Below are 25,470 nucleotides of genomic sequence, written 5' to 3' on the forward strand. Positions count from 1 at the left end.
GTCCACCAATGCTTTACCAAAGCTTGCCCTCTTAAAACACAAGAAAAATCATTAAAATTAAAATAACATTTTAGTTGATGATGAAAAAAGTGGTTCTAAATACGCAAAATCAACAATATATCTATATGCTAATGTTGATATCGCGAGCTTTGAAGCTTAAGTAAAAACTGACCAAGAGACAAATTAATCTTTATCCATCTTATCTATTTATTCTTGACCAAAGCCATGGATGAAAGCGCCAGTTCAAGTCCTAAACAAAGATACACACTTTAACTAGCGGATAACAAAAACCGCCCAAAGGCGGTTTGAGAACAGCAACGAGCCACACTCAAGCATGTTAAGCAGGCTATATATATTGTACGGAGATGATTTCGTAATCGGTTACTCCGCCTGGAGTGGTAATAGAGACCTCATCACCTTCATTTTTACCCACAAGACCACGGGCAATAGGTGAATTAACCGAAATCAGATTCTCTTTAATATTAGCTTCATCGTCACCGACGATACGATAAGTCACTTCAGCATCGGTATCTAGGTTTAAAATGGTGACTGTGGCGCCAAAAATAATCCGGCCGTTATTCACCATCTTAGTCACATCGATAATCTGCGCATTAGAGAGTTTTCCCTCAATATCCCGAATACGGGCTTCACAAATACCCTGCTCTTCACGGGCCGCATGATATTCCGCATTTTCTTTTAGGTCACCTAATTCTCTGGCTGAGGCAATCGCTTCAGTGATTTTTGGGCGACGCTCAAACTTGAGAATATCTAACTCTTTACGCAGCTGCTCTGCACCGACAACTGTCATAGGAACCTTAGTCATAACTTCTTTCGTCTCCTTTAAAACAAAAGCAACCCGTGCCAACGCTGAGGTCAGCACAGTCAAATGAAGGTGGAATTGCGCTATTCTAATCGTTATGCGCTTTTGATGCATCAAGAACGATGCGTTCACGCAGCTTACCCAACCTGAAGCAGAGTTACCAGCATTGAAATTCAAATCTGTATATCTAGGGAAGTTTCGCACAAATTTTAGTATGGAATGGCAATAAAAAATGCCCACTCGCCATTAAGAGAGTGGGCATAAATACTTAAAATTTAAACCTCAAATAGCAGTTAACCCGCCTATTCAAGCCCCGCCTCGAAGGTTAAAAATATTTCGCTTACGGTTTTATCAGCAAGGGATTTATCTGAATTCGGGCGCTCAATCGCCGCATGTAAGAGATAACGTCCCGCTGAAGGTAAGGTCATTGAAATTTTACCTTCTTTATCTGAGGTGAATTCGATTTCTTCTGGCTTGTTACGATATAAGCTACCGTCTTTCATAATGGCGACTTTTACGCCTTCAACAGGCTTACCATCGAAAACAAATTGCAATATAGCGGCTTCATTTTCAACGATATCTGCAGGATGGGTTACAGGCACTAGCTCTAAAAACTCGCCTTTAGGCTTTAACACTTCATCGGTTGGCTTATTACGTGTTACGTAGGTTTCAACCCGCGACACATTTAAGGCACTTTCAAGATCATAGGCCCCTTTAGGCATAGCCGCTGCCGTTGATTTTTTATCTAAGCGACTACGGACAACGCCCTCCTTTCCCTTGACTTTATATTGAGAAAAATAACGCGGAGATACTTCTTTTTCAAACTTATAGGTACCATCTTGTGTTAACTGCACATCGAACACCGATTTACGCCCTCCAGTGTAACTTGAGCTTGGAGACGTTGATTTTCCGTTGGGCTGTAATACCCTTACATCGCTGGCAGTATAAGGTTTATCCATCATAAAAACTTGATTACTGGCCGACACATCGGAAGTGATCCACACAGCCTCTTGGCTTTCGGCGGAAACATTAAAATGGCTAGGTAGAATCCATCTGTCATGGCTGCTTGCCAAAGGGCTAATGCAGAGCGAGGTGAATAATGCAATCAGACGTAATTTCATATTTTTTCCTTAAGTTAAACAATCAACTATAGCGAGCTTAGCGAGTCATTCCGCTTAAGCGGATATCGATAATGCCAGTTTCAGTTGTTGCAGGGATCTGTACCGAAAAGTCCCCCGCGCTCAAATCAATATTTTGACGCACTAAATCACGCCCCCCATGCTCACGCACCACTTCAACAAAGAGTGTGTAAGTACCAAGTTCTATGGATTTACCAGCGTCATCTTTTAGATCCCAATCAATTTTGTATCGGCCTGCTGGACGGGTAGCTGACGCGATACCATCCACAAAACTCATATCTTCACGCCCCGCTTTACGCCACCAGCGACGAATATCTTTTAGCCATTTATACCCTTCATTCCATACCCATAGACTTAAGGTTTTAACAGGTTGCCCTTGGGCGTTTTCAACCCATACAGCAACATAAGGCCTATGGTATTGCCCTTCGGTAATTTCAGGTAAAGTCAAATCAACTGTCATTTTCGGCGCAGCAAATGCCGCTGAGCTCATTAACATTGCACTGGCTGCAATGGTGCAAATAAGATAACGCATACTCGCCTACACTCCTTATGGAACAAAATAAACATACACAAGTCCGCAGCTTCCGCTGACTAACACCATGTATAGCAATGATTTTTTAAGACGTTTTGTTTGTGGGAGCAAAAGGTAAGCCCCCGTCAGCGAAAATAAGATAATGAGCACTGCACTCAGATCGAGTATCCAAGCCCAAACGGTCCCGGTGTTTCGCCCCTTATGCAAATCATTGAGTACCGCCACAACACCATAATCAATACTTTCGACATAGGCTTTTGCATCAAGTAAATCCAGTGTCACACTGCGATAGGTTCCAGGCCCTTTATTGACGAGGCTAATTTCATCGTCACTGATATCAGCGCTCGCGATATCCATCGCCCATTCACTTTTTAGCCAATGCCCAGCGGCTAAACGCCACTGTGGATCTTGCGCATCGACAGGGAGTAAATAACTAGGAATTGCAACTTGCTCACGCAAAGGCTCCTGATCTGCTCCTGAAAACCAATTTGGATGGTTTAATGTTATTCCTGTTACCGCGAAAAACAGCATCAGCAATAATAACGCCATAGAAACATAAACATGGATAATACGGGCATAGGATAACGATGACTTACTGACTTTTAATTTCAATGACACATTCTCTAAAAGAGACCATATTGAATTGAACCTCAAAACTTCAATATCAGCCTTTATTACGCAACAGGATTTACGATCGCATTAAACAAAATTAATGGCCCGAAGATTAAATGATATTTATTATCAAACAGTACCAAGTTTACAAACTTTACATATTGAGTACTGAAAAACCACTTTTTCACAGTTGGTTGATTTAATTGTTAAGAATAGCCCCCCTCAAACTCCCCCCATGCAACGTCTGTAAAAACAGCCATCTTAATAGGCCATTAAATCAACATTATCACCATTTCAGAATGTTAAAATTTACCTTTATCACCTCTCGTTTACCCCGTCAGAATCGGCTACAATTCCGCCGCCGGTGACTTGCTGGTACTTCCAAAGGAAAATTTATCTTGAGTACATCTCTGCTCAAAAAACTGCGTTGCCTACACATTGTTTTGCTCGCAATGATGCTTAATGCCTGTGTCGCCCCCCTCTTATTAATGTCACCTCAAGGTCAATTGATGTGGGCATTACTTAAACCCCTTGTCGGTTTAAACCCTAATGATGTCGGACTGTTTGAACAGCCATTGATTAAAGATCGTCTGAAGTCACTCTTAGGTGATAAGTATGAAACAACCGTGTCACTGTTAAAAACAGCAGATAAAATACAGCAAGAAGGGCCGTTATTTTACCTTGTATCCACTTACACCCCTGTACCAGAAATGGCCGAGAAAGCCGGATTTGTATGGAACTCGGATACTAACCAAATGGCAGTGATGCTGCTAACTGGTGGCTCACCCAAAATTATCTCTGAGCAGTTTACGGATCAGGCTGAGAAACTCGTTCCTAGTTGGCCAAAAGAACTCGCCGACTATACCGATCCGCAAAAACTGCAGCAAAAAGTGATTGAAGCAGGCACAAATCAAGTACAACAGCAACTAGATGTAAGCCCTGCTGAACTTAATGCAACCAAAGCATTAGCAACTGGGGATGTTAAGGCAGTTCAAGACGCAGTCATTACAACTCCAGTAACAGAAGCCGCAACCACGATAACCGCTCCAATTGTTCCAGCAGAAATAACGCAACCTGTTATACCTGAAGTAAAAAAAACAGTAAATATAACAACCAGAGTGGCCTATTCATGGGCCACGCTGGTATAAACACTGTTTATGAATTCTTTAACTTCCACTCAATAAAGTTAATCTACTGAATTTAAAAAAGTATTATACAGAGTAAAGATAAAGATCATTGCAGAAGAGAAAGTGGGAATAATAGCGGATATTGAAACTCAGAAAGCAAAAAGCCCGTCATAGGACGGGCTTTTTATTATGGCTGGGGTACTAGGATTCGAACCTAGGGATGCCGAGATCAAAACCCGGTGCCTTACCACTTGGCGATACCCCAATAAACTTTTTACTTTTATCTTCTCTCGAAGATGACATTTTGATGGTACGGGAAGAGAGACTTGAACTCTCACACCTCGCGGCACCAGAACCTAAATCTGGCGTGTCTACCAATTTCACCATTCCCGCATCAAAAATGTACCAGAAATGCTCATAAAAACAGCTCTGGATTTTTCCCAGATAAATCAAAAGATTTAACATGGATTAAATATGGTAGCAATGGCGGGACTTGAACCTGCGACCCCAGCATTATGAGTGCTGTGCTCTAACCAGCTGAGCTACATTGCCAATGGCTGGGGTACTAGGATTCGAACCTAGGGATGCCGAGATCAAAACCCGGTGCCTTACCGCTTGGCGATACCCCAAACAACTTAAGAAACTAAAAAATGGCTGGGGTACTAGGATTCGAACCTAGGGATGCCGAGATCAAAACCCGGTGCCTTACCGCTTGGCGATACCCCAACTAAACTCTGTTTCAAACATCCGCTATCGCCGATGTCTTTTAAATAATGGTACGGGAAGAGAGACTTGAACTCTCACACCTTTCGGCACCAGAACCTAAATCTGGCGTGTCTACCAATTTCACCATTCCCGCACAGTCTCAATTTTACATCTTGAAAGGATGCTAGCAACTACCTAGTAGCAATAACCTCATCTTTAAAAGATGGTAGCAATGGCGGGACTTGAACCTGCGACCCCAGCATTATGAGTGCTGTGCTCTAACCAGCTGAGCTACATTGCCACTTCGGTATTGCACGCCCCTCGTAGCGAGGAACGGGGCGTATTATGCTTATTCGATCTATCTAGGTCAACAGCTTTTTTTCGCTATTTCCCTTAGCTTAAGCTATTCGGCTATTACTTCACCAAACTGAGCAACAGATACGCTAAATTGCGCCCTATTGCCCTTATCTAGTCTAATTTACGAATGCTTAGCCATTGAATAATCGTGCTTATACGTTAAACAAGAAATGCATAACATCGCCATCTTTCACGATATAAGTTTTACCTTCAACGCGTAGTTTGCCCGCTTCTTTGGCACCAGCTTCCCCTTTGTAGGTAATGAAGTCTTCAAACGCCATCACCTGCGCACGAATAAAGCCACGTTCAAAGTCAGTATGAATAACGCCCGCAGCTTGTGGAGCACTCGCTCCTACAGGAATAGTCCAAGCGCGAACCTCTTTTACGCCAGCAGTAAAGTACGTTTGCAGATTAAGTAACTGATATCCCGCACGAATAACGCGATCTAAACCTGGCTCTTCTAACCCAAGATCGGCCATAAACTCATCGCGCTCCTCGATTTCCATCTCAGCCAGTTCAGATTCAATCGCCGCACACACGGCAACAACAATGGCATTTTCTGTCGCCGCAATGGCGCGAACTGCATCTAAATGCGGGTTATTTTCAAAACCATCTTCCGCCACGTTGGCAATGTACATTGTCGGTTTTAAGGTTAAGAAGTTAAGGTAAGCAACGGCTTCCAATTCTTCTTTTGATAAATCCATTGAACGCAACATTTTGGCTTCATCGAGCACTGGACGCATTTTTTCTAATACTTCCACTTCAAACTTAGCGTCTTTATCGCCACCTTTAGCCCGTTTTTGCTGACGCAGAACGGCACGCTCTAAACTGTCTAAGTCAGCCAAGGCTAATTCAGTGTTAATCACTTCAATATCGCCCGCAGGATCAACCTTATTGGCCACGTGAACAATGTTGTCATCATCAAAACAGCGCACAACATGACCGATTGCATCGGTTTCACGGATGTTAGCTAAGAACTTGTTACCTAAACCTTCGCCTTTAGATGCGCCAGCAACTAAGCCTGCGATATCCACAAACTCCATCGTTGTTGGCAATACACGTTGGGGATTGACAATTGCAGCTAACGCATCCAAACGTGGATCTGGCACAGGTACCACACCCGTGTTAGGTTCAATAGTACAAAACGGGAAGTTAGCCGCTTCGATGCCAGCCTTAGTTAACGCATTAAAAAGCGTTGATTTGCCTACGTTAGGAAGACCAACAATGCCGCATTTAAAACCCATATGCTTACCTTTCTCTCAATTATTAGCTAGCAAGTCACACTCACCAGCGAGTTTTAGTTGTGCTACCCAATGGCAACACATGACTGAATCATAAAACTGTTATAGTGACATTCGGCATTTTGCCAAATATCACTCTACTCCGCTTTGAAGGAGTGTAATCTAGTCATGGCTTTAACCATGTTTTCTTTATATAAAATTTCAGTGGAACGTACCGCCTCATCAATAGCGGCCTCAATAAGCTCTTGCTCTTTCGCAGGTGCTTTACCGAGTACGTAACCACTGACTTGGTTTTTATCGCCGGGGTGACCAATACCTATGCGTAAACGATAAAAATTTTTATCGTTAGCCAATTTAGCAATAATATCCTTTAAACCATTGTGGCCACCATGGCCACCACCCAACTTAAATTTAGCGACACCAGGCGGCATATCAAGCTCATCGTGGGCGACTAAAATTTCTTCAGGCGTGATACGAAAAAAATTAGCCAAAGCACCTACGGCTTTACCACTTAAGTTCATATACGTCGTTGGGATCAACAAGCGAACATCTTTACCCTGTAGTACCGCTCTGGCGGTTAAGCCAAAATATTTGCTGTCAGGGACTAATGTTACGCCGCAAATTCGAGCTAACTCTTGAACATACCAAGCGCCCGCATTATGGCGGGTCTGAGCATATTCTGCCCCCGGATTAGCAAGGCCCACTATTAATTTTATTTCGCTCATGACACTCAAAATCGTTATTTGGTCGATGGCAACCAGCATAAAATATCATCAGTGCTGGCCATAGCTGCTAAAAACGCGGCATTTTAGCACTCAAAGCCAAAGTCAACAAATGCCGTGTTCTTTTGTTGGGGAAAAGCCAAATAACTAAAGCCCCATAGCGTATTTAAGTACGATTTTTTTGATGGGTGAATTGATGTTAGCCAGCTTTAACGCGCCATTACGTAACAGTTTAAGCGGCAAAATATCGTTACTAAATCCTGCGTAAAACATATCCATAGTCGTCATCATCAATTGGTTATCGCGGTAACGCTGACGTTCATATTGAGCAAGAACCGCCTGGTTCCACCAAGATTGATCTTGAGCTAACGCCTCTTTTATTACCGCTAAAAGTGCTTCAACATCCTTAAAACCAAGATTAACACCTTGGCCCGCTAGCGGATTAATGGTGTGGGCGGCATCCCCTAGAATCACCACATTATTAGCATAATAGCGCTGAGCATGGCGACGAGTGAGGCCAAAACTGCCTTTATTCTCAACGGTGAAATCAGCGTCCAAACGCGCAGGGAAATGCACTCTTATCTGCTCTGCGAGCTGTTTGTGATTAAGCTGCATTAACTGTTTAATTCGATTGGCATCGTCGTACCACACCAGCGAAGCGTTATTCCCTGGCAGAGGTAATAAAGAACGTGGCCCTTTAGGCGTAAACTGCTGCCAAGTCACATCCTGCTGCCCCTGCGCAGTCTTGATATTGATCAGCATGGCCGATTGAGCATAATCCCAACCTGAAATACCAATTCCCGCCCACTGGCGGACCTGTGAGTTTGCACCATCGGCGCCAACCAATAACTTAGCCACAAGTTTAACACTTGATTGTAAGCACACACTCACGCCATCAGCTTCTCGAGCAAACGCAGTCACTTTATCGGGACAAAATAACGTGATGCTATTCAATTGGGCCATTTGTTGCCACAGGGCAAGTTGGATTAAACGGTTTTCTACTATATGGCCTAAATGGCTGGCGCCAATTTGTGAACTGTGGAATTGGGTGATGCAGCCATCGAGCTCCCAAGTTTCTAAGCCTAGATAAGGCGCGTTACGCATTTTAAGCAACGTGTCCATAGCACCTAAGCGTTCAAGTAATGCTTCAGAAGCCACACTAATAGCAGATACACGAACATCTAACGGCTGTTCGGCATGATAAGCCTCTGGCACCAAAGACTCTATGACCGCGACTTTCAGCCCCATTTGTGCCAGTCCAATTGCGGTAGTGGCACCGACCATGCCCCCACCCACTAAAATGACATCAAATAGGATCACATCGCCACAGTGTGTATCGGACACGACCTGTGTAACTGCATGTTTAGTCTCGCTCATCTTAGTGACCACGGTTTATTCCCTTCTTTATATTTGTGTCCAATACGGCTAGAAAATGTTGGACAGAGTATCAAAGCATGTCGATTATGCCTTATATCAAGATATCACGGAAATGTTCAGCATCTTTCGCACCTAAATTCAAGATAACATGAGCATTCAAGTGTGCAACTGCTTGATGATAATGGTTAATGCACAACCTATCCGCGGCATTAGTCACTATTGGTAACAACGCCAGTAAAAACCTACCATTAATGTGGGTACCCAAAACAATAAAAGCGAACAGGTAAAAGTGCGGACAAAGCTGGTCAGCAGCTATAACTGCAGGTAAAATGTCGCGCTATTTTTACTGGGCATCTTAGGGCGATACAACTGATGAGTAAGAAACTCCATATTAAAACTTGGGGCTGTCAAATGAATGAGTATGACTCATCCAAGATGGCTGATCTGTTAGGCGAATATCAAGGTTACACCTTGACTGAAGATGCGTCTGAAGCCGACATTCTCCTGCTCAACACTTGTTCTATCCGCGAAAAAGCGCAGGAAAAAGTGTTTCATCAGCTAGGACGCTGGAAGACGCTTAAAGATAAAAATCCCAATTTGATCATTGGTGTGGGTGGTTGCGTTGCCTCGCAAGAAGGTAAAGCCATTAAAGACAGAGCACAATGCGTCGACATTATCTTTGGTCCACAAACCTTACACCGTTTGCCCGATATGATCGAGCAAGTACGCCGCGGTGACAAAGCCGTTATCGATATCAGCTTCCCTGAAATCGAAAAATTTGACCGTCTTCCAGAGCCACGCGCCGAAGGCCCAACGGCGTTTGTGTCTATCATGGAAGGTTGCAGCAAATACTGCTCATTCTGCGTGGTACCTTATACTCGCGGTGAAGAAGTCAGCCGTCCACTGGATGATATCATTCTTGAAATCGCCCAATTAGCAGAGCAAGGAGTGCGTGAAGTCAATCTACTCGGCCAAAACGTGAATGCCTATCGCGGTGCGACTCACGATGGTTCAATTTGTAGCTTTGCGGAATTACTGCGTTTTGTTGCAGCAATTGACGGTATCGACCGTATCCGTTTTACAACCAGTCACCCTATTGAGTTTACACAGGATATTATCGACGTTTACGAAGATACCCCTGAGCTTGTGAGCTTCTTGCACTTACCAGTACAATCGGGTTCTGACCGTATTCTCACGGCAATGAAACGCGGCCATATGGCGATTGAATATAAGTCAATCATCCGCCGCCTACGTAAAGCCCGTGAAGGTATTCAAATCAGCTCAGATTTTATCATTGGCTTCCCTGGCGAAACCAAGGAAGATTTTGCCGATACTATGAAGCTGATTGAAGAAATCGGTTTTGACCACAGCTTTAGTTTTATCTACAGCGCACGTCCGGGTACGCCAGCGGCAGACTTACCCGATAATGTCGATATGGAAGAGAAAAAACAGCGTCTGGCCATTCTGCAAGACCGTATCACCCAGCAAGCCATGCGTTATAGCCGCCATATGATGGGCACGGTGCAACGTATTCTGGTAGAAGGTCCATCGGTAAAAAATCCTATGGAACTACGCGGCCGTACTGAAAACAATCGGGTAGTGAACTTTGAAGGTTTGCCTAAACACATAGGTACCTTTGTGGATGTCGAAATCGTCGACGTTTACACTAATTCATTACGCGGTAAGTTTATCCGTGGTGAAGATGAAATGGATCTGCGTCGTAGCCTGCGCCCTGCTGAAATTTTGGCCAAGCGCAAGCAAGATGATGAACTGGGTGTGACTCAATTTAAGCCATAAGCTTTAAATTGGATGAAACAGTACATATATACCCAAACAACCTGAAGATAAAGGATTCAGGTAGCTTGGGTATAATAAAGAAGGGCGACTTAGTCGCCCTTTTGCTTTTACACACTTTTGTTTAAGTCTACCGAGGCAATTGCTATTTTCCGTTAGCAATTATCGGCTATGGCTCGTAAACTGAAATTGTATTGCAATGGTTAACCAACCTCGTACCTTACTTTCTTATTTGCTATTGGGAGTGCTATTTGTCCAGTAAATTAACCACAATGAATCTGTATCTCGAACCTGCAGAAACACGCCGTTTGGCATCACTTTGCGGCCCATTCGATGACAATATCAAACAGATAGAACGTCGCGTAGGCGTAGAGATCGTTAGAAAAAACAACCACTTTCAAATCACTGGATTACCACGAAATTGTCTAAGTGCTAATAACTTACTTAAGCAACTTTATATCGAAACCCAGACTGTAAAAGGTAGTACGCCAGATCTCGAGCCAGAGCAAGTCCACATTGCCATTCAAGAGGCCATTTCCCTTGAACAGGATGACAGCGGTGACGATAAAGCCCTGCAGATTAAAACCCGCCGCGGTGTGATTAAACCGCGCAATCCAAACCAAAGCGCTTATGTGGCAAATATTGTGCGCCATGACATTACCTTTGGAATTGGGCCTGCAGGTACAGGCAAAACCTACCTTGCGGTTGCAGCCGCAGTCGATGCATTGGAGCGCCAAGAAGTGCGCCGTATTTTACTCACTCGCCCTGCGGTTGAAGCGGGTGAAAAACTCGGCTTCTTACCCGGTGACTTAAGTCAAAAGGTCGATCCTTATTTACGCCCACTATACGATGCGTTGTTTGAAATGCTCGGCTTTGAAAAAGTAGAACGCTTAATCGAGAAAAATGTGATTGAAGTGGCGCCACTTGCCTATATGCGCGGTCGTACCTTAAACGATGCCTTTATCATTCTCGACGAAAGCCAAAATACCACCATAGAACAAATGAAAATGTTCTTAACCCGCATCGGTTTTAACTCTCGTGCGGTGATCACGGGCGACATCACTCAAACTGACTTACCTAAGCACATCAAGTCAGGACTGCGCCACGCGATTGAAGTCTTAAGCCAAGTCGAAGAAATCAGCTTTAACTTTTTTGTCTCCCAAGACGTTGTGCGTCACCCTGTGGTAGCACGCATTGTTGAAGCCTATGAAGCTTTCGATCAAAAAGAGCAAGCCTTAAAAGCAAAGAAAGAAAGCCACTACCAACAACTGCAGCAGGAAGCATTAAAACATGAGTCTTGAGCTAGCATTAGATGTCCAATATGCAACAACAAGTGATTGGCTGCCCACAGAAGAGCTGCTTATGCTTTGGGCAAAAACAGCGATTGGCAACGGTATGGATAGGGCTGAATTAACAATTCGCATTGTCGATAGCCGTGAAAGCCAAATGCTAAACAGTACTTACCGCGGCAAAGATAAACCGACCAACGTACTGTCATTCCCCTTTGAAGCACCAGCAGAAATTGAACTTCCTTTGCTTGGGGATCTTGTCATTTGCGCCGCAGTCGTTGAAAATGAAGCCCGTGAGCAAAATAAAACCCTAGAAGCCCACTGGGCACACATGGTTGTACATGGTTGCTTGCATCTGCTAGGGTATGATCACATTGAAGATGAAGAAGCTGAAGATATGGAGTCGTTGGAGACTCAACTCATTGAAAGCTTAGGTTTTACCAATCCATACAAGGAACAATAATTAACTAAGATAAGATCTGTCGAGGTTAATGAGAAAACTATGAGTGACGATATCCCCCCGAGTACGAACGCCCATAAGAAAGGCTGGTTTGATAGAGTAAGTCAGTTATTCCAGGGCGAACCTCAAAATCGTGAAGATCTAGTGGACGTGATTGATGGTGCGGAGCAGCGCGATTTGATCACCCAAGATACCCGCGAAATGATCAAAGGTGTATTAGAAGTTTCTGATATGCGTGTTCGGGATATTATGATCCCAAGAGCGCAAATTGTTGCAATACAAATCGATAACACTGTAGAAGAATTGCTCTCAACCGTTATCGGTTCAGGCCACTCGCGCTTCCCTGTCGTCAATGAAGATAAAGATCATATCGAAGGTATCTTACTTGCTAAAGATTTGATCCCATACGGTTTCTCAAACAGTGATGAGCCGTTTTCCCTCAGCCGCGTGATCCGTCCCGCTGTGGTTGTACCAGAAAGCAAGCGCGTCGATGTGTTGCTTAAAGAATTCCGTTCACAACGCTACCATATGGCGATTGTTGTCGATGAGTACGGCGGCGTATCTGGACTTGTAACCATCGAAGATATTCTGGAAGAAATCGTCGGTGAGATTGAAGATGAGTTCGACCACGATAGCGCCGAAGAAACCGAGATCCGCAAAGTCGGCAACACGGTTTATATGGTAAAGGCTTTAACGCCAATTGAAGATTTTAACGAAGAGTTCAATACTGATTTCAGCGATGAAGAATTTGATACTGTCGGTGGCTTAGTCTCCCATGCCTTCGGCCATCTGCCAGAGCGTAACGAAAGTATCATAATTGAAGGCATTGAATTTAAAGTTATCAATGCTGACACTAGGCGTTTAATCCAACTCAGAGTTAAACTCCCCGATCCTAATATTGGCGAAGACGTAGAATAACTCTCTGCGTAAAAATAACTCTCCGTGTAAGAAGAATGATCCGTGCTAACTAACATTCGGGCTTTTGCCCAACAAAAGTCCCGACTGAGTGCGTTACGACTCGTACTGGCGTTTATTTTAGGCGCCAGTACGGCGCTTTCCTTTGCGCCTTACTCCTTCTGGATCATCTATCCTATCGCCATGGCGTTAGCCCTTTGGCAGAGTGAATCCTTAAGCCCTAAAGCGAACTTTTACTATTGGTTAAGCTTTGGATTTGGCTGTTTTGCTGTCGGGATCAGTTGGGTGCATGTGAGCATTGATACCTTTGGTGGTATGCCGCTTATCGCCTCCATCGGCTTGATGGCCTTATTAGCCTTGTATTTATCCTTATATCCCGCAATAACGGGATGCGCGCTCTCGTGGCTGAGTCAGGGTAAAATCAACCCATTTTGGCGTAATCTTGCTCTGTTCCCTGCCCTTTGGACCTTGACTGAATGGGCGAGAGGTTGGGTGATGACAGGATTCCCTTGGCTTTGGGCGGGTTACTCTCAAACCCAAGGCCCATTAAAACCCCTTGCGAGTATTATTGGTGCTTTAGGACTCAGTTTTCTTATCGCTATGTTGTCAGGTGCTTTAGCCCTTTGTTTTGCTAAACGCTTTAAAAGCTTATTACTTTTAATCCCCATTATTGCATTGGCGGCTTGGACCGCCCCCAAACTTTTCGAAATTCATCCTACGGGTGAAACAGTTAAAGTCGCATTAGTACAAGGCAATATTCCCCAAAGTATGAAATGGGAACCCGAAGCGCTGTGGCCGACGCTATTAAAATACATGGATTTATCCCGCGAACATTTTGATGCAGACATTATTGTTTGGCCCGAAGCGGCGATTCCAGCACCTGAATCCATGGTGCAAGACTTTTTAGATAATGCCAATAAAGTCGCTAACCTAAACGACACCTCGATCATCACAGGCATTATTAGCCATCAACATAATGAGTTTTATAATTCATTAATCGTGCTTGGTAATCATAGTCAGAAACAACAAACCGCTCCTGACTATGAGGGCGATGGCAGCAATCAATTTAAGAAACATCACCTACTACCAATTGGCGAGTTTGTGCCCTTTGAAACACTACTGCGCCCGATTGCCCCTTTCTTTAATTTGCCCATGTCTTCCTTTGCAAGAGGCGAATATCAACAACCGAATTTGAGTGCCCTAGGACATAAAGTTGCACCCGCTATTTGCTATGAAATCGCCTTCCCTGAGCAGTTACGCGATAGCGTCAATCAAGGGACCGATTTACTCTTAACTGTCTCTAACGATGCTTGGTTTGGTACTTCAAATGGTCCATTACAACATATGGAAATTGCCCAAATGCGTGCCATTGAATTAGGCCGACCTTTGGTGCGCGCCACCAATAATGGCGTCACCGCCGTCGTTGATGAAAATGGCAATATCACCGCTGCGCTGCCTCAATTTGAAACGGGCGTGTTGCGTGCCACTATTCCACTGGTCGCAGGCCAAACCTGGTTTGCTAAAATGGGCCAAAATCCCCTGCTGATACTCTGTGGCTTACTCGTGCTTTTTGGCCTTCAACGATGCTTCAAAGCACGATAGGATTTAGACTATGTACCTTAATGTCAATAATAAAAAAACGGCAGGCTTTACCCTGATTGAACTGGTTATAGTCATTATTGTCCTTGGTATTTTGACGGTAATCGCCGCACCGAAATTTATTGGCTTAAGCAAAGAAGCTCGGGAGAAAACCTTGCTCCAACTTCAGGCCAGTGTCAAAACGGCAAACACGTTAGTCTATTCTAAAACCCAAATGTCCAGCCTTAAGAGCCAAGCAGTAGTGAATCGTGACGATATTATTGATATCGATTTAGATGGTGATGGTACGGCAGAGACGCGTCTTAAATGGGGTTATCTTGATAATACCGATGTAGAAAAATGGATTACATCAGATGATAAGCTCATTATTCAGTATCAAGGGATTAATATCACTTATATAGGTTACGATCTTAACAACAATACCTTAGTGAATGATGATCAATGTTATTTCCGTTATACTCAGGCAACGGATGCCAATACCCCACCTCTGTATGATCTCAATCTACAAGGCTGTTAAACTGCTTATAATCTGCCTAAAAATAAATTAGGACACGCCCTCGTTTCGCGCTAGAGTGCAGCATCATTCGCGGCCGAGTTCTATTGCCTCGTATCATTTTACTAAGGCAAATCTATGGCTCCCTTAAGGATCCGCTACCAAACCCATGAGTTTGGTGTCCTCGATATTCATATTCGTACCCTAAGAGACAATCAGGAATTTGAAGATATTAATGGCGAGGCAGAAAAGCTCGGTATCTCATCTGCAACTTGGCCATTATTTGGCATAGTCTGGCCATCTGAGCAAGTTCTCTCGCATCATATGTTGGACTACCCAATTGAGGGTAAACGCATTTTAGAAGTAGGTTGCGGTATAGGGCTCGCCAGTCTAGTACTGAATCATAGGCTCGCCGATATCACGGCAACTGACTATCACCCAGAAACAGGCAGCTTTCTTTCACAGAATGTAGCCTTGAATAAGGGGCGTACTATTCCCTTTGTACGAACGGGTTGGGCAGATGAAACATCAAAATTAGGGTTATTTGATTTAATTATCGGCAGTGATCTGCTGTATGAGCAGGAACATGCAGACTTGCTTTCGCAATTTATTGAGCAACACGCCAAACCTATTTGCGATGTGATTTTGGTCGACCCTGGTCGCGGCAATCATGCAAAATTCAGTAAACGTATGGTGACCTTAGGTTACGAACACTCACAACATAAACCCATTCACACTGAATTTTTATTAGCGCCTTTCGGTGGGCAAATCCTCAGCTACTCTCGAACCAACAGTTGATATTGCCTAGTGAATGCAAATATGAGCAATTTAGGTCTAATCAATCCCAAAAAAAACGACGCTGAGGCGTCGTTTTAACTGCATAACATCATCACCTTGGTTAAGGTGTTAGCGGCTCGCGGGTAAATTCTTCATTATCACATTCAGGACAATCTGGAATTTCGCTGGGAAATTCGATGCTCATTTCATGGCCACAATTGGTGCAGACCATAATACCTTGATTAACAATATCACCGCTCTGGTAATAACCGTGGTGTTTAAAATCCTGTGTTAACTCATGCCATTCCACTTGGCTACGATCAGTAATCTCACTTAACCAATGCCAGAGTGTATTTTCCAGCACGATTAAACTGGGACTATGGCTGAGACTATCGGCATTTTGTTCTCGAAGAAAGCTGGCAATATCACGCTTTAAAAATTGTTCCACCAAAGCAAGCTCATCTTCTTTGGCCTGTTCTTTTAGACGCAAAAACTCCTTACCTTGTGTGACAGATTTAAATAAATTCTTTGCAGTCAGCGTGTTATCTTCTGCAAATTGCGATTTCACCTCGGTAATTAAGGCTTGGTACAGTCCTAGTAGTTCGCCACTTCTCTCATTCATAACCAATACTCCTTCATAGGAACCTTTTTAATGCATCACTTCTAGTTTATTCTATGCAGATCTTATTCGCGCCGATATGGCGTTAGATCAAATAAATAGGCGGCACTGCCGGAAATAGAGTGATGCAAGAGCAATATAATCCCTCAGAAATTGAAGCCTTAGTGCAAAAGCACTGGCATGACAACAAAACCTTCGAAGTCACTGAAGACGCAAACAAAGAAAAGTTTTATTGCCTTTCGATGTTTCCCTATCCTTCTGGCCGACTCCACATGGGACACGTTCGCAACTATACCATAGGTGACGTCGTTGCGCGCTTCCAGCGTCTTCAAGGCAAAAATGTGCTGCAACCAATTGGTTGGGACTCCTTTGGTTTGCCTGCAGAAAATGCCGCGATTAATAATAAAACAGCACCTGCGCCATGGACCTATGAAAACATAGAGTACATGAAAAACCAGCTAAAACTGCTAGGTTTTGGTTACGATTGGAGCCGTGAAATCGCCACTTGTACCCCAGAATATTATCGCTGGGAACAATGGTTCTTCACTAAGTTGTACGAGAAGGGCCTAGTCTATAAAAAGACCGCTTCCGTCAACTGGTGTCCAAACGATGAAACCGTGCTGGCGAACGAGCAAGTACAAGACGGTTGCTGCTGGCGCTGTGATACCCCTGTGGAACAAAAAGAAATTCCACAGTGGTTTATTAAGATCACCGCCTATGCAGAAGAATTATTAAACGATATCGATACCTTAGATGGCTGGCCTGAACAGGTCAAAACCATGCAACGTAACTGGATTGGTCGCAGTGAAGGCGTAGAAATGACCTTCGGCGTTGCAGGTCACGATAAAAGCTTCGATATCTATACCACACGTCCAGATACCTTAATGGGCGTGACCTATGTGGCGATTGCCGCAGGTCATCCATTGGCAGAAATCGCCGCGCAAACGAATCCTGACCTTGCCGCCTTTATCGATGAGTGCAAAAACAGCACAACATCTGAAGCCGAACTCGCGACTATGGAAAAACGCGGTGTCGCTACAGGGCTTTTCGCCATTCATCCTATCACTGGTAAACAAGTCCCGATTTGGGCAGCTAACTTTGTGTTGATGAACTATGGCACAGGTGCCGTAATGTCAGTTCCTGGGCACGACCAACGTGACTTTGAATTTGCAAAAAAATACGGCCTAGCGATTGAAGCTGTGATCAAGCCTGTTGATGGCGAAGTCGATATCAGTGAAGCCGCTTACACCGAAAAAGGCATTCTGTTTAACTCGGGCGAGTTCGACGGTTTAGACTTTGAAGCGGGCTTTAATGCCATTGCTAACAAGTTAGTCGCCGAAGGTAAAGGCAAGCGCCAAGTCAACTATCGCCTGCGCGATTGGGGTGTTTCTCGTCAGCGTTACTGGGGCGCGCCTATTCCTATGGTGACCTTAGCTGACGGCACTGTGATCCCAACACCTGAAGATCAACTGCCAGTATTGCTGCCAGAAGATGTTGTGATGGACGGGATTCAAAGCCCAATCAAAGCCGATAAAGAATGGGCCAAAACCCAAGTGAACGGTCAAGATGCACTGCGCGAAACCGATACCTTCGATACCTTTATGGAATCCTCTTGGTATTATGCCCGTTACTGCAGCCCGCAGGCAGACGAAATGTTAGATCCCGCTAAAGCCAACTACTGGCTACCCGTAGATCAATACATTGGTGGTATCGAACACGCTTGTATGCATTTGTTATATTTCCGCTTCTTCCACAAGTTGCTGCGTGATGCGGGTCTGGTTAACTCTAACGAGCCAGCCAAACAATTGCTGACTCAGGGTATGGTGTTGGCTGATGCTTTCTACTACATCAACGAAAAAGGCGCCCGTGTGTGGGTTTCTCCTTTAGATGTAGAGACCACCGAAAAAGACGACAAGGGCCGTATCACTAAGGCCATCGACAAAGACGGCAACGAACTGGTTTACACTGGTATGTGCAAGATGTCTAAGTCGAAAAACAACGGTATCGACCCACAGGTGATGGTTGAAAAATATGGCGCAGACACTGTGCGTCTATTTATGATGTTCGCCTCACCGCCAGAATTAACCCTGGAATGGCAAGAGTCTGGCGTTGAAGGCGCACACCGCTTCATTAAACGTCTGTGGAAGCTTGCAAGCGAGTATATCGCCCAAGATAACAGTGAAGCCTTAGATGTCAGCAAGTTAACAAGCGAGCAAAAAGCGCTGCGCCGTGAAGTCCACAAGACCATTGCCAAAGTGACCGACGATATCGGCCGCCGTCAAATGTTCAACACTGCGGTTGCCGCCGTAATGGAACTGATGAACCACCTGCAAAAAGCGCCACAAACCACAGGCCAAGACAGAGCCATTATCGGTGAAGCCTTATCTGCGGTCGTGCGTTTACTGTACCCCATTATTCCACATGTGAGCTTTACCTTGTGGAATGACTTAGGTAATACAGGCAGCATCGAAGACAGCCAATGGCCGGTTGTTGATGAATCTGCATTGGTAGAAGACAGCAAACTGATTGTGGTACAAGTGAACGGTAAAGTTCGCGCTAAAATCACTGTTGCCGCCGATGCGGATAAAGACTCAGTTGAAGCCTTGGGTATGAATGATGAGCATGTGATCAAATACCTAGATGGCCTGACAGTACGTAAAGTGATCTATGTACCAGGTAAACTGCTCAGCATAGTGGCAAATTAAATAGGAAACCGCGAAAACTTATGCTAATTAAACGGTTAGCTTTCGCAATTATCGCACTGGTCATTATGACCAGTGCTGGTTGCGGTTTTAAGCTCCAACGAAGTTATCAGATCCCAAACGTGCTCAATCAATTAAGTTTGACTAGCCCGGATGAATACAGTGAACTCACCCGCTTAGTGCGTGAGCGTTTGCGCCTGAACAACGTTAAAGTAGTTGATGCTGCTAATGATATTCCCGTGTTAAGGTTGATAACAGACTCGTTAGAGCGCTCGACACTATCGCTTTATTCCACTGGGAATGTGGCTGAATACGAGTTAATTTACTTTGTAGAGTTTGCCGTAGCCTTACCCGGTAAAGAGGCGCAACCCTTTAGGGTTGAAATTCGACGTGATTACTTGGACGACCCCCGCACCGCATTGGCTAAGAGTCGTGAAATGGAACTGCTAGTCAAAGAAATGCGCATTCAAGCTGCCGATCGTATTTTACAATCGATGGCAAGTATTGAGGTAAATTAATGCGGAATGACAATTAAATGCGGGTTTATCATTAATGCTGGACAACGACTAAATGAGAGTTTATCCAGATCAACTCTCTCGCCATCTCAATCAACTATTGCCCTGTTACCTGATTTTTGGCGATGATCCTTGGTTAATTGAAACAACTAAGGATCAAATACGCCAATTGGCTAAACGCCAAGGTTTCGATGAAAAAGTCCAACTGATCCAAGAAACGGGCTTTAATTGGAATGATCTCACACAGGAATGGCAGGCTATGAGTCTGTTTTCCAGTAAACGCCAGATAGAACTTACACTTCCCCAAGCTAAACCCGGCGCAGAAGGCTCGAGTACATTACAATCCCTATTACAGACGCCCAACCCTGATATGTTACTGATTATCGAGGGGCCAAAACTGTCTAGCGAACAAACTAACAGCAAATGGTTTAAGACTCTCGATGCCCAGGGTATGTATATTCCCTGCGCAACGCCCGAGGGGGATCAGTTTATGCGCTGGCTCGACTCACGCCTTCAGCACTTTAAGCTGCAACTGCAAAATGATGCCCGCGCTATGCTGTATTCATTGTATGAAGGTAATTTACTCGCAGCCGATCAAGCCATGCAACTGCTGCAACTGTTAAGCCCGACCAAACCCGTTAGTGCAGATGAACTCAGCCACTATTTTGAAGATCAGTCCCGCTTTACTGTGTTTCAACTCAGTGACGCGCTACTGCTCAATAAACAACAAAGTGCACAGCATATGTTAGCCCAACTTAATGGTGAGGGTACTGCTCTACCTATCTTGCTATGGACCTTATTCAAAGAGCTAAACCTGCTACTCAATCTCAAAAATGAGCAAGCGCAAGGCATAGCGTTGAATACTCTTTGGGGAAAACATCGTATTTGGGATAAGCGTAAACCCTTGTATCAAGCGGCTTTGCAACGACTAACACTAGAGCAAATTGAGTATATGCTTGTATTTGCATCCAAGATTGAGCTTAATTTAAAACAACAGGGTAAAGAAGATTGGACGGGGCTTAGTCATCTTTGTCTGTTATTTGACCCTAAAGCCCATCAACATTTGGCCCATATAACCTTAGATTAAGTAAAGAATATGCGTATTGGTATTTTAGGCGGCACCTTCGACCCCATACATTACGGCCATATTCGCCCTGCAATAGAGGTGAAAGAGGCGCTAGGCTTAGATAAAGTCCTGCTAATGCCCAACCATATCCCGCCCCATAAACATCAGCCCAATTTATCCACAGCGCAACGCCTCAAAATGGTGGCCGATGTCTGTGCAGAGTTAGCGGGATTCGAGCTGTGTGATATAGAGGCCAATCGAGATACCCCTTCTTATACAGTCGTCACCCTCGAACAACTGAGCACACAATATCCAAATGCTGAATTGTTTTTTATTATGGGGATGGACTCATTTATCCACCTACAAAGCTGGCATAAATGGCAACAAATATTTGGATTTGCCAATCTTGTGCTATGCCAGCGTCCGGGCTGGCACTTATCAAACGAACACCCTATGCAGCAAGTACTCATGGCGAGAAGTGCAGCAATAGATACACTCAAAAATCCCCCCCAAAAACATCACCCAATCCATGGCCGTATTTTCACCGTTGATATTACACCTCAAGATATCTCATCCACCCAAATACGTTCAGCGTTAGCCATAGGAAAAATCCCGACGGATGCACTTATGCCTGTCACCTTGAATTACATTCAAAAACAACAACTTTATTTGTCTTAACCTAATTATCTCCCTAGATATCGCAAACAGGGCAGCCGATCCAATGTATTCCGTGGTCTAACACTGATATACTACCGCGCTATTTAAAATTAATGAGGTAAGTCAGCGTGCAGAGCGCGGAATTAAAACAATTTGTTGTCGACAAGATCGATGACTTGAAAGCCAGAGATATCGTTGTGATTGATGTTAGCAAGCAATCTAACATTACCGATTACATGGTCATATGTTCAGGTACATCAAAGACTCACGTTAAAGCTATCGCAGAAAACCTAGTCGTTGAAGCAAAAGCAGCAGGCATTCCACCTATTGGTGTTGAAGGCCGTGACAGCAGTGAATGGGTACTTGTAGACATGGGTGATGTGATCCTGCACGTTATGCAAGATCAAACCCGCGACTTCTACCAGCTCGAAAAGCTCTGGTCAGAAAAGCAAGCCTGATGAAGTTGCAACTCATCGCCGTTGGAACACGGATGCCCGATTGGGTTACCCGTGGTTTCGAAGAATACCAGCGCCGCTTTCCCCGTGATATGGCGCTGGAGCTTATCGAAATACCCGCCGGAAAGCGGGGAAAAAATGCCGATATCGTTCGTATCCTGCAAAAGGAAGGTGAGCAAATGTTGGCTGCGATTCCCAAAGGCAATCATATTGTTAGCTTAGATCTACCCGGTAAAAACTGGACAACCCCAGAACTTGCAACTGCGCTGAGTAAATGGCAACTCGATGGCCGAGATGTCAGTTTGCTTGTTGGTGGACCAGAAGGTTTAGCGCCAGCATGTAAAGACGCTGCCCATCAAAGTTGGTGCCTCTCGGCATTAACCCTACCCCATCCGCTTGTGCGGATTGTGGTTGCAGAAAGTTTATACCGCGCGTGGAGTGTAAACACGAATCACCCTTACCACAGAGAATAGTGGGATCTTAATGTTAACGAGTGCCAACTACCCGTTATGGGATCAGCCGGAGAAAGCATAAGTGTCGCCAAAAAAGCGGATAACAATGCATGATCACGCCGCCGAGGCGTCACTCTTTAAGCGCCGTGCGCTATTCACTTTTTGCTGTGTAGTCGCCCTATTAAGCGTATTGGTGACCAACCTTTATCATCTACAGGTTGAATCCTATAAGGATTATGAAACCCGCTCTAACGATAACCGTATTCGTGTTGTCCCTATCGCCCCCAGCCGTGGTTTAATTTACGATAGAAACGGTATACTCCTAGCTGAAAACCAACCCTTTTATTCCCTCGATCTTATCCCCGAAAAAATCTCAAAAATGCAAGAGACCTTAGATGAGCTAGGCAAGCTCATTGAGATCAGCGAGGAAGAACGAGAAAACTTTACCGAAGCACTGAAATTTCATCGCCGCTTTAAACCGCTCACACTTAAAAACCAGCTTACTGAAGAACAAGTGGCGATTTTTAGTGTTAACCAGCACAGATTTCCCGGTATTTCTGTCGAAGCAGGGCTAAAACGTAATTATCCTTACAATAGCCAATTAACCCATGTGCTCGGTTATGTGGGAAAAATTAATACCCGTGATCGCGCCCAGTTAGAACGTAGTGATCTATGGAAAAACTACGCTGCAACCAAAGATATTGGTAAGCAAGGGATTGAAAAGTTTTATGAATCATTACTACATGGTATTCCGGGCCATCTCGAAGAAGAAGTGAACAACCGTGGCCGCACAATCCGCACCTTAAAAATTGTGCCGCCAGAGCCTGGGCAAGATATATATCTAACAATCGATTTAAAACTGCAGCAAAAGGCAGTGGAGTTACTTCAAGGACATAAGGGTTCTATTGTCGCGATAGATCCAAGAGATGGCGGCATTTTAGCATTAGTATCAAGCCCAAGTTATGATCCAAACCAATTTGTTCAAGGTATTAACAGCAAAGATTACAATGATTTACTCAATGATAAATCTCGACCTTTGATCAACAGGGCAACCCAAGGACAGTATGCGCCCGCATCAACGATTAAGCCTATGGTTGCCCTACTCGGCTTGGATGAAAAAGTCGTTACTGAACATACTCGCATTTGGGATCCTGGATTTTGGCAAATCCCAGGTGTAGAACGTAAATATCGCGATTGGAAGCGTTGGGGTCATGGATGGGTTAACGTCTATAGTGCGATTATAGAATCCTGTGATACCTACTTTTATGAGTTAGCTTATAAAGTTGGCGTCGATGCCATTGCGCGTTTTATGGAACCTTTTGGCTTTGGTCAAAATACCGGAATAGATATTTTTGAGGAATCCGCAGGTAATATGCCCTCTAAGGATTGGAAACGCTTAAAATACAATCAAGCCTGGTATATAGGTGACACCATTTCAGTTGGGATCGGCCAAGGTTATTGGACAGCGACCCCATTACAACTGGCTAATGCTACTGCCATTTTAGCCAATAAGGGGCGTCGTTTTCAGCCGCATTTACTTAAATCTATCAAGGATAATACGGCAAAAATTGACACTCCAGTTAATGAGTTACCGCCAATAGAACTTAAGAATGCTCGTAACTGGAATATTATCAATGAAGCGATGCGCCAGACGGCTCATAAATCTCGTTTCACCGATGCAAACTATTCAGCTGCAATGAAAACAGGAACGGCTCAGGTAATTGGCGTAGCTGAAAATACAAAATACGATGCGGATAAAATTGCAGAACACTTTCGTGATAATGCATTAGTGATTGCTTACGCCCCCTTTGAAGATCCTAAAATCGTACTCGCAGTCGTCATGGAAAACGCGGGTTGGGGTGGTGCGAATGCAGGTCCAGTTGCTCGTGCCATGCTGGATGAATACATGCTTAGAGACACTTGGAAACCAACGCCATGAGTGCCCATACACAACATCAGAATATCTGGCAACGTCTGCATATCGATCTTCCCCTATTACTTGGTTTGTTTGCCGTAATGGGGTTTGGACTGTTTGTTATCTATTCAGCAAGTGGTGAAGATCTCGGCATGATGGAACGCCAGTTATTTCGAATGGTGCTATCACTGGTCATTATGTTTATTATGGCACAAATCAATCCTGAAGCGCTGAAACGCTGGGCGCTGCCTATTTATTTAGCAGGGATTGTTTTGCTGCTCGGCGTACATTTTTTCGGCGAAATTAATAAAGGCGCACAACGCTGGTTGAATTTAGGTTTTATGGAGTTCCAACCTTCTGAACTGATTAAACTCGCCTTTCCTATTACTATGGCTTGGTATATTAGTAAGTTTCAACTTCCCCCTAAAAAGCGCTATTTGGCGGGAGCTGGAGTCATTTTACTTGTACCTACGCTACTTATCGCAAAACAACCCGATCTTGGAACATCCATTTTGGTTGCCGCTTCAGGCATATTCGTATTGTTTTTATCGGGCATGAGTTGGGCTATTGTAGGTACCTTTGTCGCCGCTATTTTGGCCTTTTTACCTATCCTTTGGTATTTTTTGATGCACGACTATCAACGAACTCGTGTACTGACCTTACTCGATCCTGAGCAAGATCCGCTTGGTGCGGGTTACCATATTATTCAGTCAAAAATTGCCATTGGTTCAGGAGGCCTCTGGGGCAAAGGCTGGCTTGATGGCACCCAATCTCAGCTTGAATTTATCCCCGAACGTCATACCGACTTTATTTTTGCCGTCATAGGTGAAGAGTTTGGTTTAGTGGGCAGCATTATCCTTCTCATCATGTATCTCTACATTATTGGTCGCGGATTAGTCATCGCATCCCGCGCACAAACCAGTTTTGCAAGATTGCTCGCGGGTAGTATCACATTGACTTTCTTTGTTTATGTTTTTGTGAATATTGGTATGGTTTCAGGTATTCTGCCTGTAGTAGGTGTGCCGCTTCCCTTGATAAGTTATGGTGGCACCTCAATGCTGACATTGATGACAGGGTTTGGCATTCTAATGAGCATTCATACCCACAGACGTTTTGTCGATAGATAATTT

The 25,470-nt window shown here is 44.3% G+C and carries 24 protein-coding genes and 7 tRNA genes; 16 read left to right on the plus strand and 15 right to left on the minus strand.

Going from position 1 to position 25,470, the window contains the following annotated elements:
* Positions 1-346 precede the first annotated feature (346 nt).
* The 4 genes from greA to JEZ96_RS14365 form a co-directional block, all read right to left on the minus strand.
* Positions 347-823 carry a transcription elongation factor GreA gene (gene greA / locus JEZ96_RS14350; RefSeq protein WP_011788432.1) on the minus strand — a complete coding sequence of 159 codons (477 nt, stop codon included), beginning with the start codon at positions 821-823 and terminating at the stop codon, positions 347-349.
* Positions 824-1,122: 299 nt separating this feature from the next.
* Positions 1,123-1,941, minus strand: a complete 819-nt coding sequence (locus JEZ96_RS14355; RefSeq protein WP_011788431.1) for a DUF4198 domain-containing protein — start codon at positions 1,939-1,941, stop codon at positions 1,123-1,125.
* Between the two features lie 37 nt (positions 1,942-1,978).
* Positions 1,979-2,491 carry a DUF2271 domain-containing protein gene (locus JEZ96_RS14360; RefSeq protein ID WP_011788430.1) on the minus strand — a complete coding sequence of 171 codons (513 nt, stop codon included), beginning with the start codon at positions 2,489-2,491 and terminating at the stop codon, positions 1,979-1,981.
* 15 nt (positions 2,492-2,506) lie between these two features.
* Positions 2,507-3,103: a PepSY-associated TM helix domain-containing protein gene (locus JEZ96_RS14365; RefSeq protein ID WP_025008482.1), complete on the minus strand. Its 597-nt coding sequence runs from the start codon at positions 3,101-3,103 to the stop codon at positions 2,507-2,509.
* A gap of 398 nt (positions 3,104-3,501) precedes the next feature.
* Between JEZ96_RS14365 and JEZ96_RS14370 the strand changes: the two genes are divergently transcribed.
* Positions 3,502-4,251, plus strand: coding sequence for a hypothetical protein (locus tag JEZ96_RS14370; protein ID WP_233058884.1), 750 nt, complete (start codon positions 3,502-3,504; stop codon positions 4,249-4,251).
* A 169-nt stretch (positions 4,252-4,420) separates the two neighbouring features.
* Here JEZ96_RS14370 and JEZ96_RS14375 read toward each other — a convergent pair.
* The 10 genes from JEZ96_RS14375 to JEZ96_RS14420 form a co-directional block, all read right to left on the minus strand.
* A tRNA-Gln gene (locus JEZ96_RS14375) sits at positions 4,421-4,495 on the minus strand.
* A gap of 43 nt (positions 4,496-4,538) precedes the next feature.
* Positions 4,539-4,623: transfer RNA gene (locus tag JEZ96_RS14380), tRNA-Leu, on the minus strand.
* Between the two features lie 82 nt (positions 4,624-4,705).
* A tRNA-Met gene (locus JEZ96_RS14385) sits at positions 4,706-4,782 on the minus strand.
* A 2-nt stretch (positions 4,783-4,784) separates the two neighbouring features.
* A tRNA-Gln gene (locus JEZ96_RS14390) sits at positions 4,785-4,859 on the minus strand.
* Between the two features lie 22 nt (positions 4,860-4,881).
* Positions 4,882-4,956, minus strand: a tRNA-Gln gene (locus JEZ96_RS14395).
* Between the two features lie 48 nt (positions 4,957-5,004).
* A tRNA-Leu gene (locus tag JEZ96_RS14400) sits at positions 5,005-5,089 on the minus strand.
* Between the two features lie 70 nt (positions 5,090-5,159).
* Positions 5,160-5,236: transfer RNA gene (locus tag JEZ96_RS14405), tRNA-Met, on the minus strand.
* 208 nt (positions 5,237-5,444) lie between these two features.
* Entirely contained in the window at positions 5,445-6,536 is a 1,092-nt protein-coding gene (gene ychF, locus JEZ96_RS14410) for a redox-regulated ATPase YchF (protein WP_011788427.1), read from the minus strand.
* 134 nt (positions 6,537-6,670) lie between these two features.
* The gene (gene pth, locus JEZ96_RS14415) at positions 6,671-7,258 is read right to left on the minus strand and encodes an aminoacyl-tRNA hydrolase (RefSeq protein WP_011919752.1); all 588 of its coding nucleotides are present in this window, start codon (positions 7,256-7,258) and stop codon (positions 6,671-6,673) included.
* A 144-nt stretch (positions 7,259-7,402) separates the two neighbouring features.
* Positions 7,403-8,539: an FAD-dependent monooxygenase gene (locus JEZ96_RS14420; RefSeq protein ID WP_229781434.1), complete on the minus strand. Its 1,137-nt coding sequence runs from the start codon at positions 8,537-8,539 to the stop codon at positions 7,403-7,405.
* Between the two features lie 465 nt (positions 8,540-9,004).
* Here JEZ96_RS14420 and miaB point away from each other — a divergent pair, with 465 nt between their 5' ends.
* The 7 genes from miaB (at position 9,005) to JEZ96_RS14455 (ending at position 15,980) form a co-directional block, all read left to right on the plus strand.
* Positions 9,005-10,429, plus strand: a complete 1,425-nt coding sequence (miaB, locus tag JEZ96_RS14425; protein ID WP_011788424.1) for a tRNA (N6-isopentenyl adenosine(37)-C2)-methylthiotransferase MiaB — start codon at positions 9,005-9,007, stop codon at positions 10,427-10,429.
* Positions 10,430-10,677: 248 nt separating this feature from the next.
* Positions 10,678-11,727 carry a PhoH family protein gene (locus JEZ96_RS14430; protein WP_025008478.1) on the plus strand — a complete coding sequence of 350 codons (1,050 nt, stop codon included), beginning with the start codon at positions 10,678-10,680 and terminating at the stop codon, positions 11,725-11,727.
* Positions 11,717-12,178 carry an rRNA maturation RNase YbeY gene (gene ybeY / locus JEZ96_RS14435; protein ID WP_025008477.1) on the plus strand — a complete coding sequence of 154 codons (462 nt, stop codon included), beginning with the start codon at positions 11,717-11,719 and terminating at the stop codon, positions 12,176-12,178. Before JEZ96_RS14430 ends, ybeY begins: the two co-directional genes overlap by 11 nt.
* A gap of 39 nt (positions 12,179-12,217) precedes the next feature.
* Positions 12,218-13,093, plus strand: coding sequence for a CNNM family magnesium/cobalt transport protein CorC (corC, locus tag JEZ96_RS14440; protein WP_011788421.1), 876 nt, complete (start codon positions 12,218-12,220; stop codon positions 13,091-13,093).
* A gap of 42 nt (positions 13,094-13,135) precedes the next feature.
* On the plus strand, positions 13,136-14,692 hold the full coding sequence (gene lnt, locus JEZ96_RS14445) for an apolipoprotein N-acyltransferase (RefSeq protein WP_025008476.1): 1,557 nt from the start codon (positions 13,136-13,138) through the stop codon (positions 14,690-14,692).
* A gap of 10 nt (positions 14,693-14,702) precedes the next feature.
* A complete protein-coding gene (locus JEZ96_RS14450) occupies positions 14,703-15,206 on the plus strand; it encodes a type II secretion system protein (protein ID WP_025008475.1) in 504 nt (167 codons plus the stop codon).
* Between the two features lie 114 nt (positions 15,207-15,320).
* A complete protein-coding gene (locus tag JEZ96_RS14455) occupies positions 15,321-15,980 on the plus strand; it encodes a class I SAM-dependent methyltransferase (RefSeq protein ID WP_025008474.1) in 660 nt (219 codons plus the stop codon).
* Between the two features lie 100 nt (positions 15,981-16,080).
* Here the strand turns inward: JEZ96_RS14455 and JEZ96_RS14460 are convergent, their stop codons facing one another.
* On the minus strand, positions 16,081-16,581 hold the full coding sequence (locus JEZ96_RS14460) for a zinc ribbon-containing protein (RefSeq protein WP_011788416.1): 501 nt from the start codon (positions 16,579-16,581) through the stop codon (positions 16,081-16,083).
* 122 nt (positions 16,582-16,703) lie between these two features.
* On the opposite strand from JEZ96_RS14460, the gene leuS reads away from it, so the two are divergent.
* The 8 genes from leuS (at position 16,704) to rodA (ending at position 25,467) form a co-directional block, all read left to right on the plus strand.
* Positions 16,704-19,283: a leucine--tRNA ligase gene (gene leuS, locus JEZ96_RS14465; RefSeq protein ID WP_061782753.1), complete on the plus strand. Its 2,580-nt coding sequence runs from the start codon at positions 16,704-16,706 to the stop codon at positions 19,281-19,283.
* 20 nt (positions 19,284-19,303) lie between these two features.
* Entirely contained in the window at positions 19,304-19,798 is a 495-nt protein-coding gene (locus JEZ96_RS14470) for an LPS-assembly lipoprotein LptE (protein ID WP_011788414.1), read from the plus strand.
* 52 nt (positions 19,799-19,850) lie between these two features.
* Positions 19,851-20,882: a DNA polymerase III subunit delta gene (gene holA, locus JEZ96_RS14475; protein WP_025008473.1), complete on the plus strand. Its 1,032-nt coding sequence runs from the start codon at positions 19,851-19,853 to the stop codon at positions 20,880-20,882.
* Between the two features lie 9 nt (positions 20,883-20,891).
* Positions 20,892-21,539, plus strand: a complete 648-nt coding sequence (gene nadD, locus JEZ96_RS14480) for a nicotinate-nucleotide adenylyltransferase (protein ID WP_011919761.1) — start codon at positions 20,892-20,894, stop codon at positions 21,537-21,539.
* A gap of 107 nt (positions 21,540-21,646) precedes the next feature.
* Entirely contained in the window at positions 21,647-21,976 is a 330-nt protein-coding gene (rsfS, locus tag JEZ96_RS14485) for a ribosome silencing factor (RefSeq protein WP_011788411.1), read from the plus strand.
* Complete coding sequence (rlmH, locus tag JEZ96_RS14490; RefSeq protein ID WP_011788410.1) at positions 21,976-22,446, plus strand: 23S rRNA (pseudouridine(1915)-N(3))-methyltransferase RlmH; 471 nt, start codon at positions 21,976-21,978, stop codon at positions 22,444-22,446. Before rsfS ends, rlmH begins: the two co-directional genes overlap by 1 nt.
* 61 nt (positions 22,447-22,507) lie before the next feature.
* Complete coding sequence (gene mrdA / locus JEZ96_RS14495; RefSeq protein WP_011788409.1) at positions 22,508-24,364, plus strand: penicillin-binding protein 2; 1,857 nt, start codon at positions 22,508-22,510, stop codon at positions 24,362-24,364.
* Positions 24,361-25,467 carry a rod shape-determining protein RodA gene (gene rodA / locus JEZ96_RS14500; RefSeq protein WP_011788408.1) on the plus strand — a complete coding sequence of 369 codons (1,107 nt, stop codon included), beginning with the start codon at positions 24,361-24,363 and terminating at the stop codon, positions 25,465-25,467. The genes mrdA and rodA overlap by 4 nt, the downstream gene beginning before the upstream one ends.
* Positions 25,468-25,470: the final 3 nt, after the last annotated feature.

Origin of the sequence: Shewanella putrefaciens (genome assembly GCF_016406325.1) — a bacterium.
GTDB lineage: Bacteria > Pseudomonadota > Gammaproteobacteria > Enterobacterales > Shewanellaceae > Shewanella > Shewanella putrefaciens.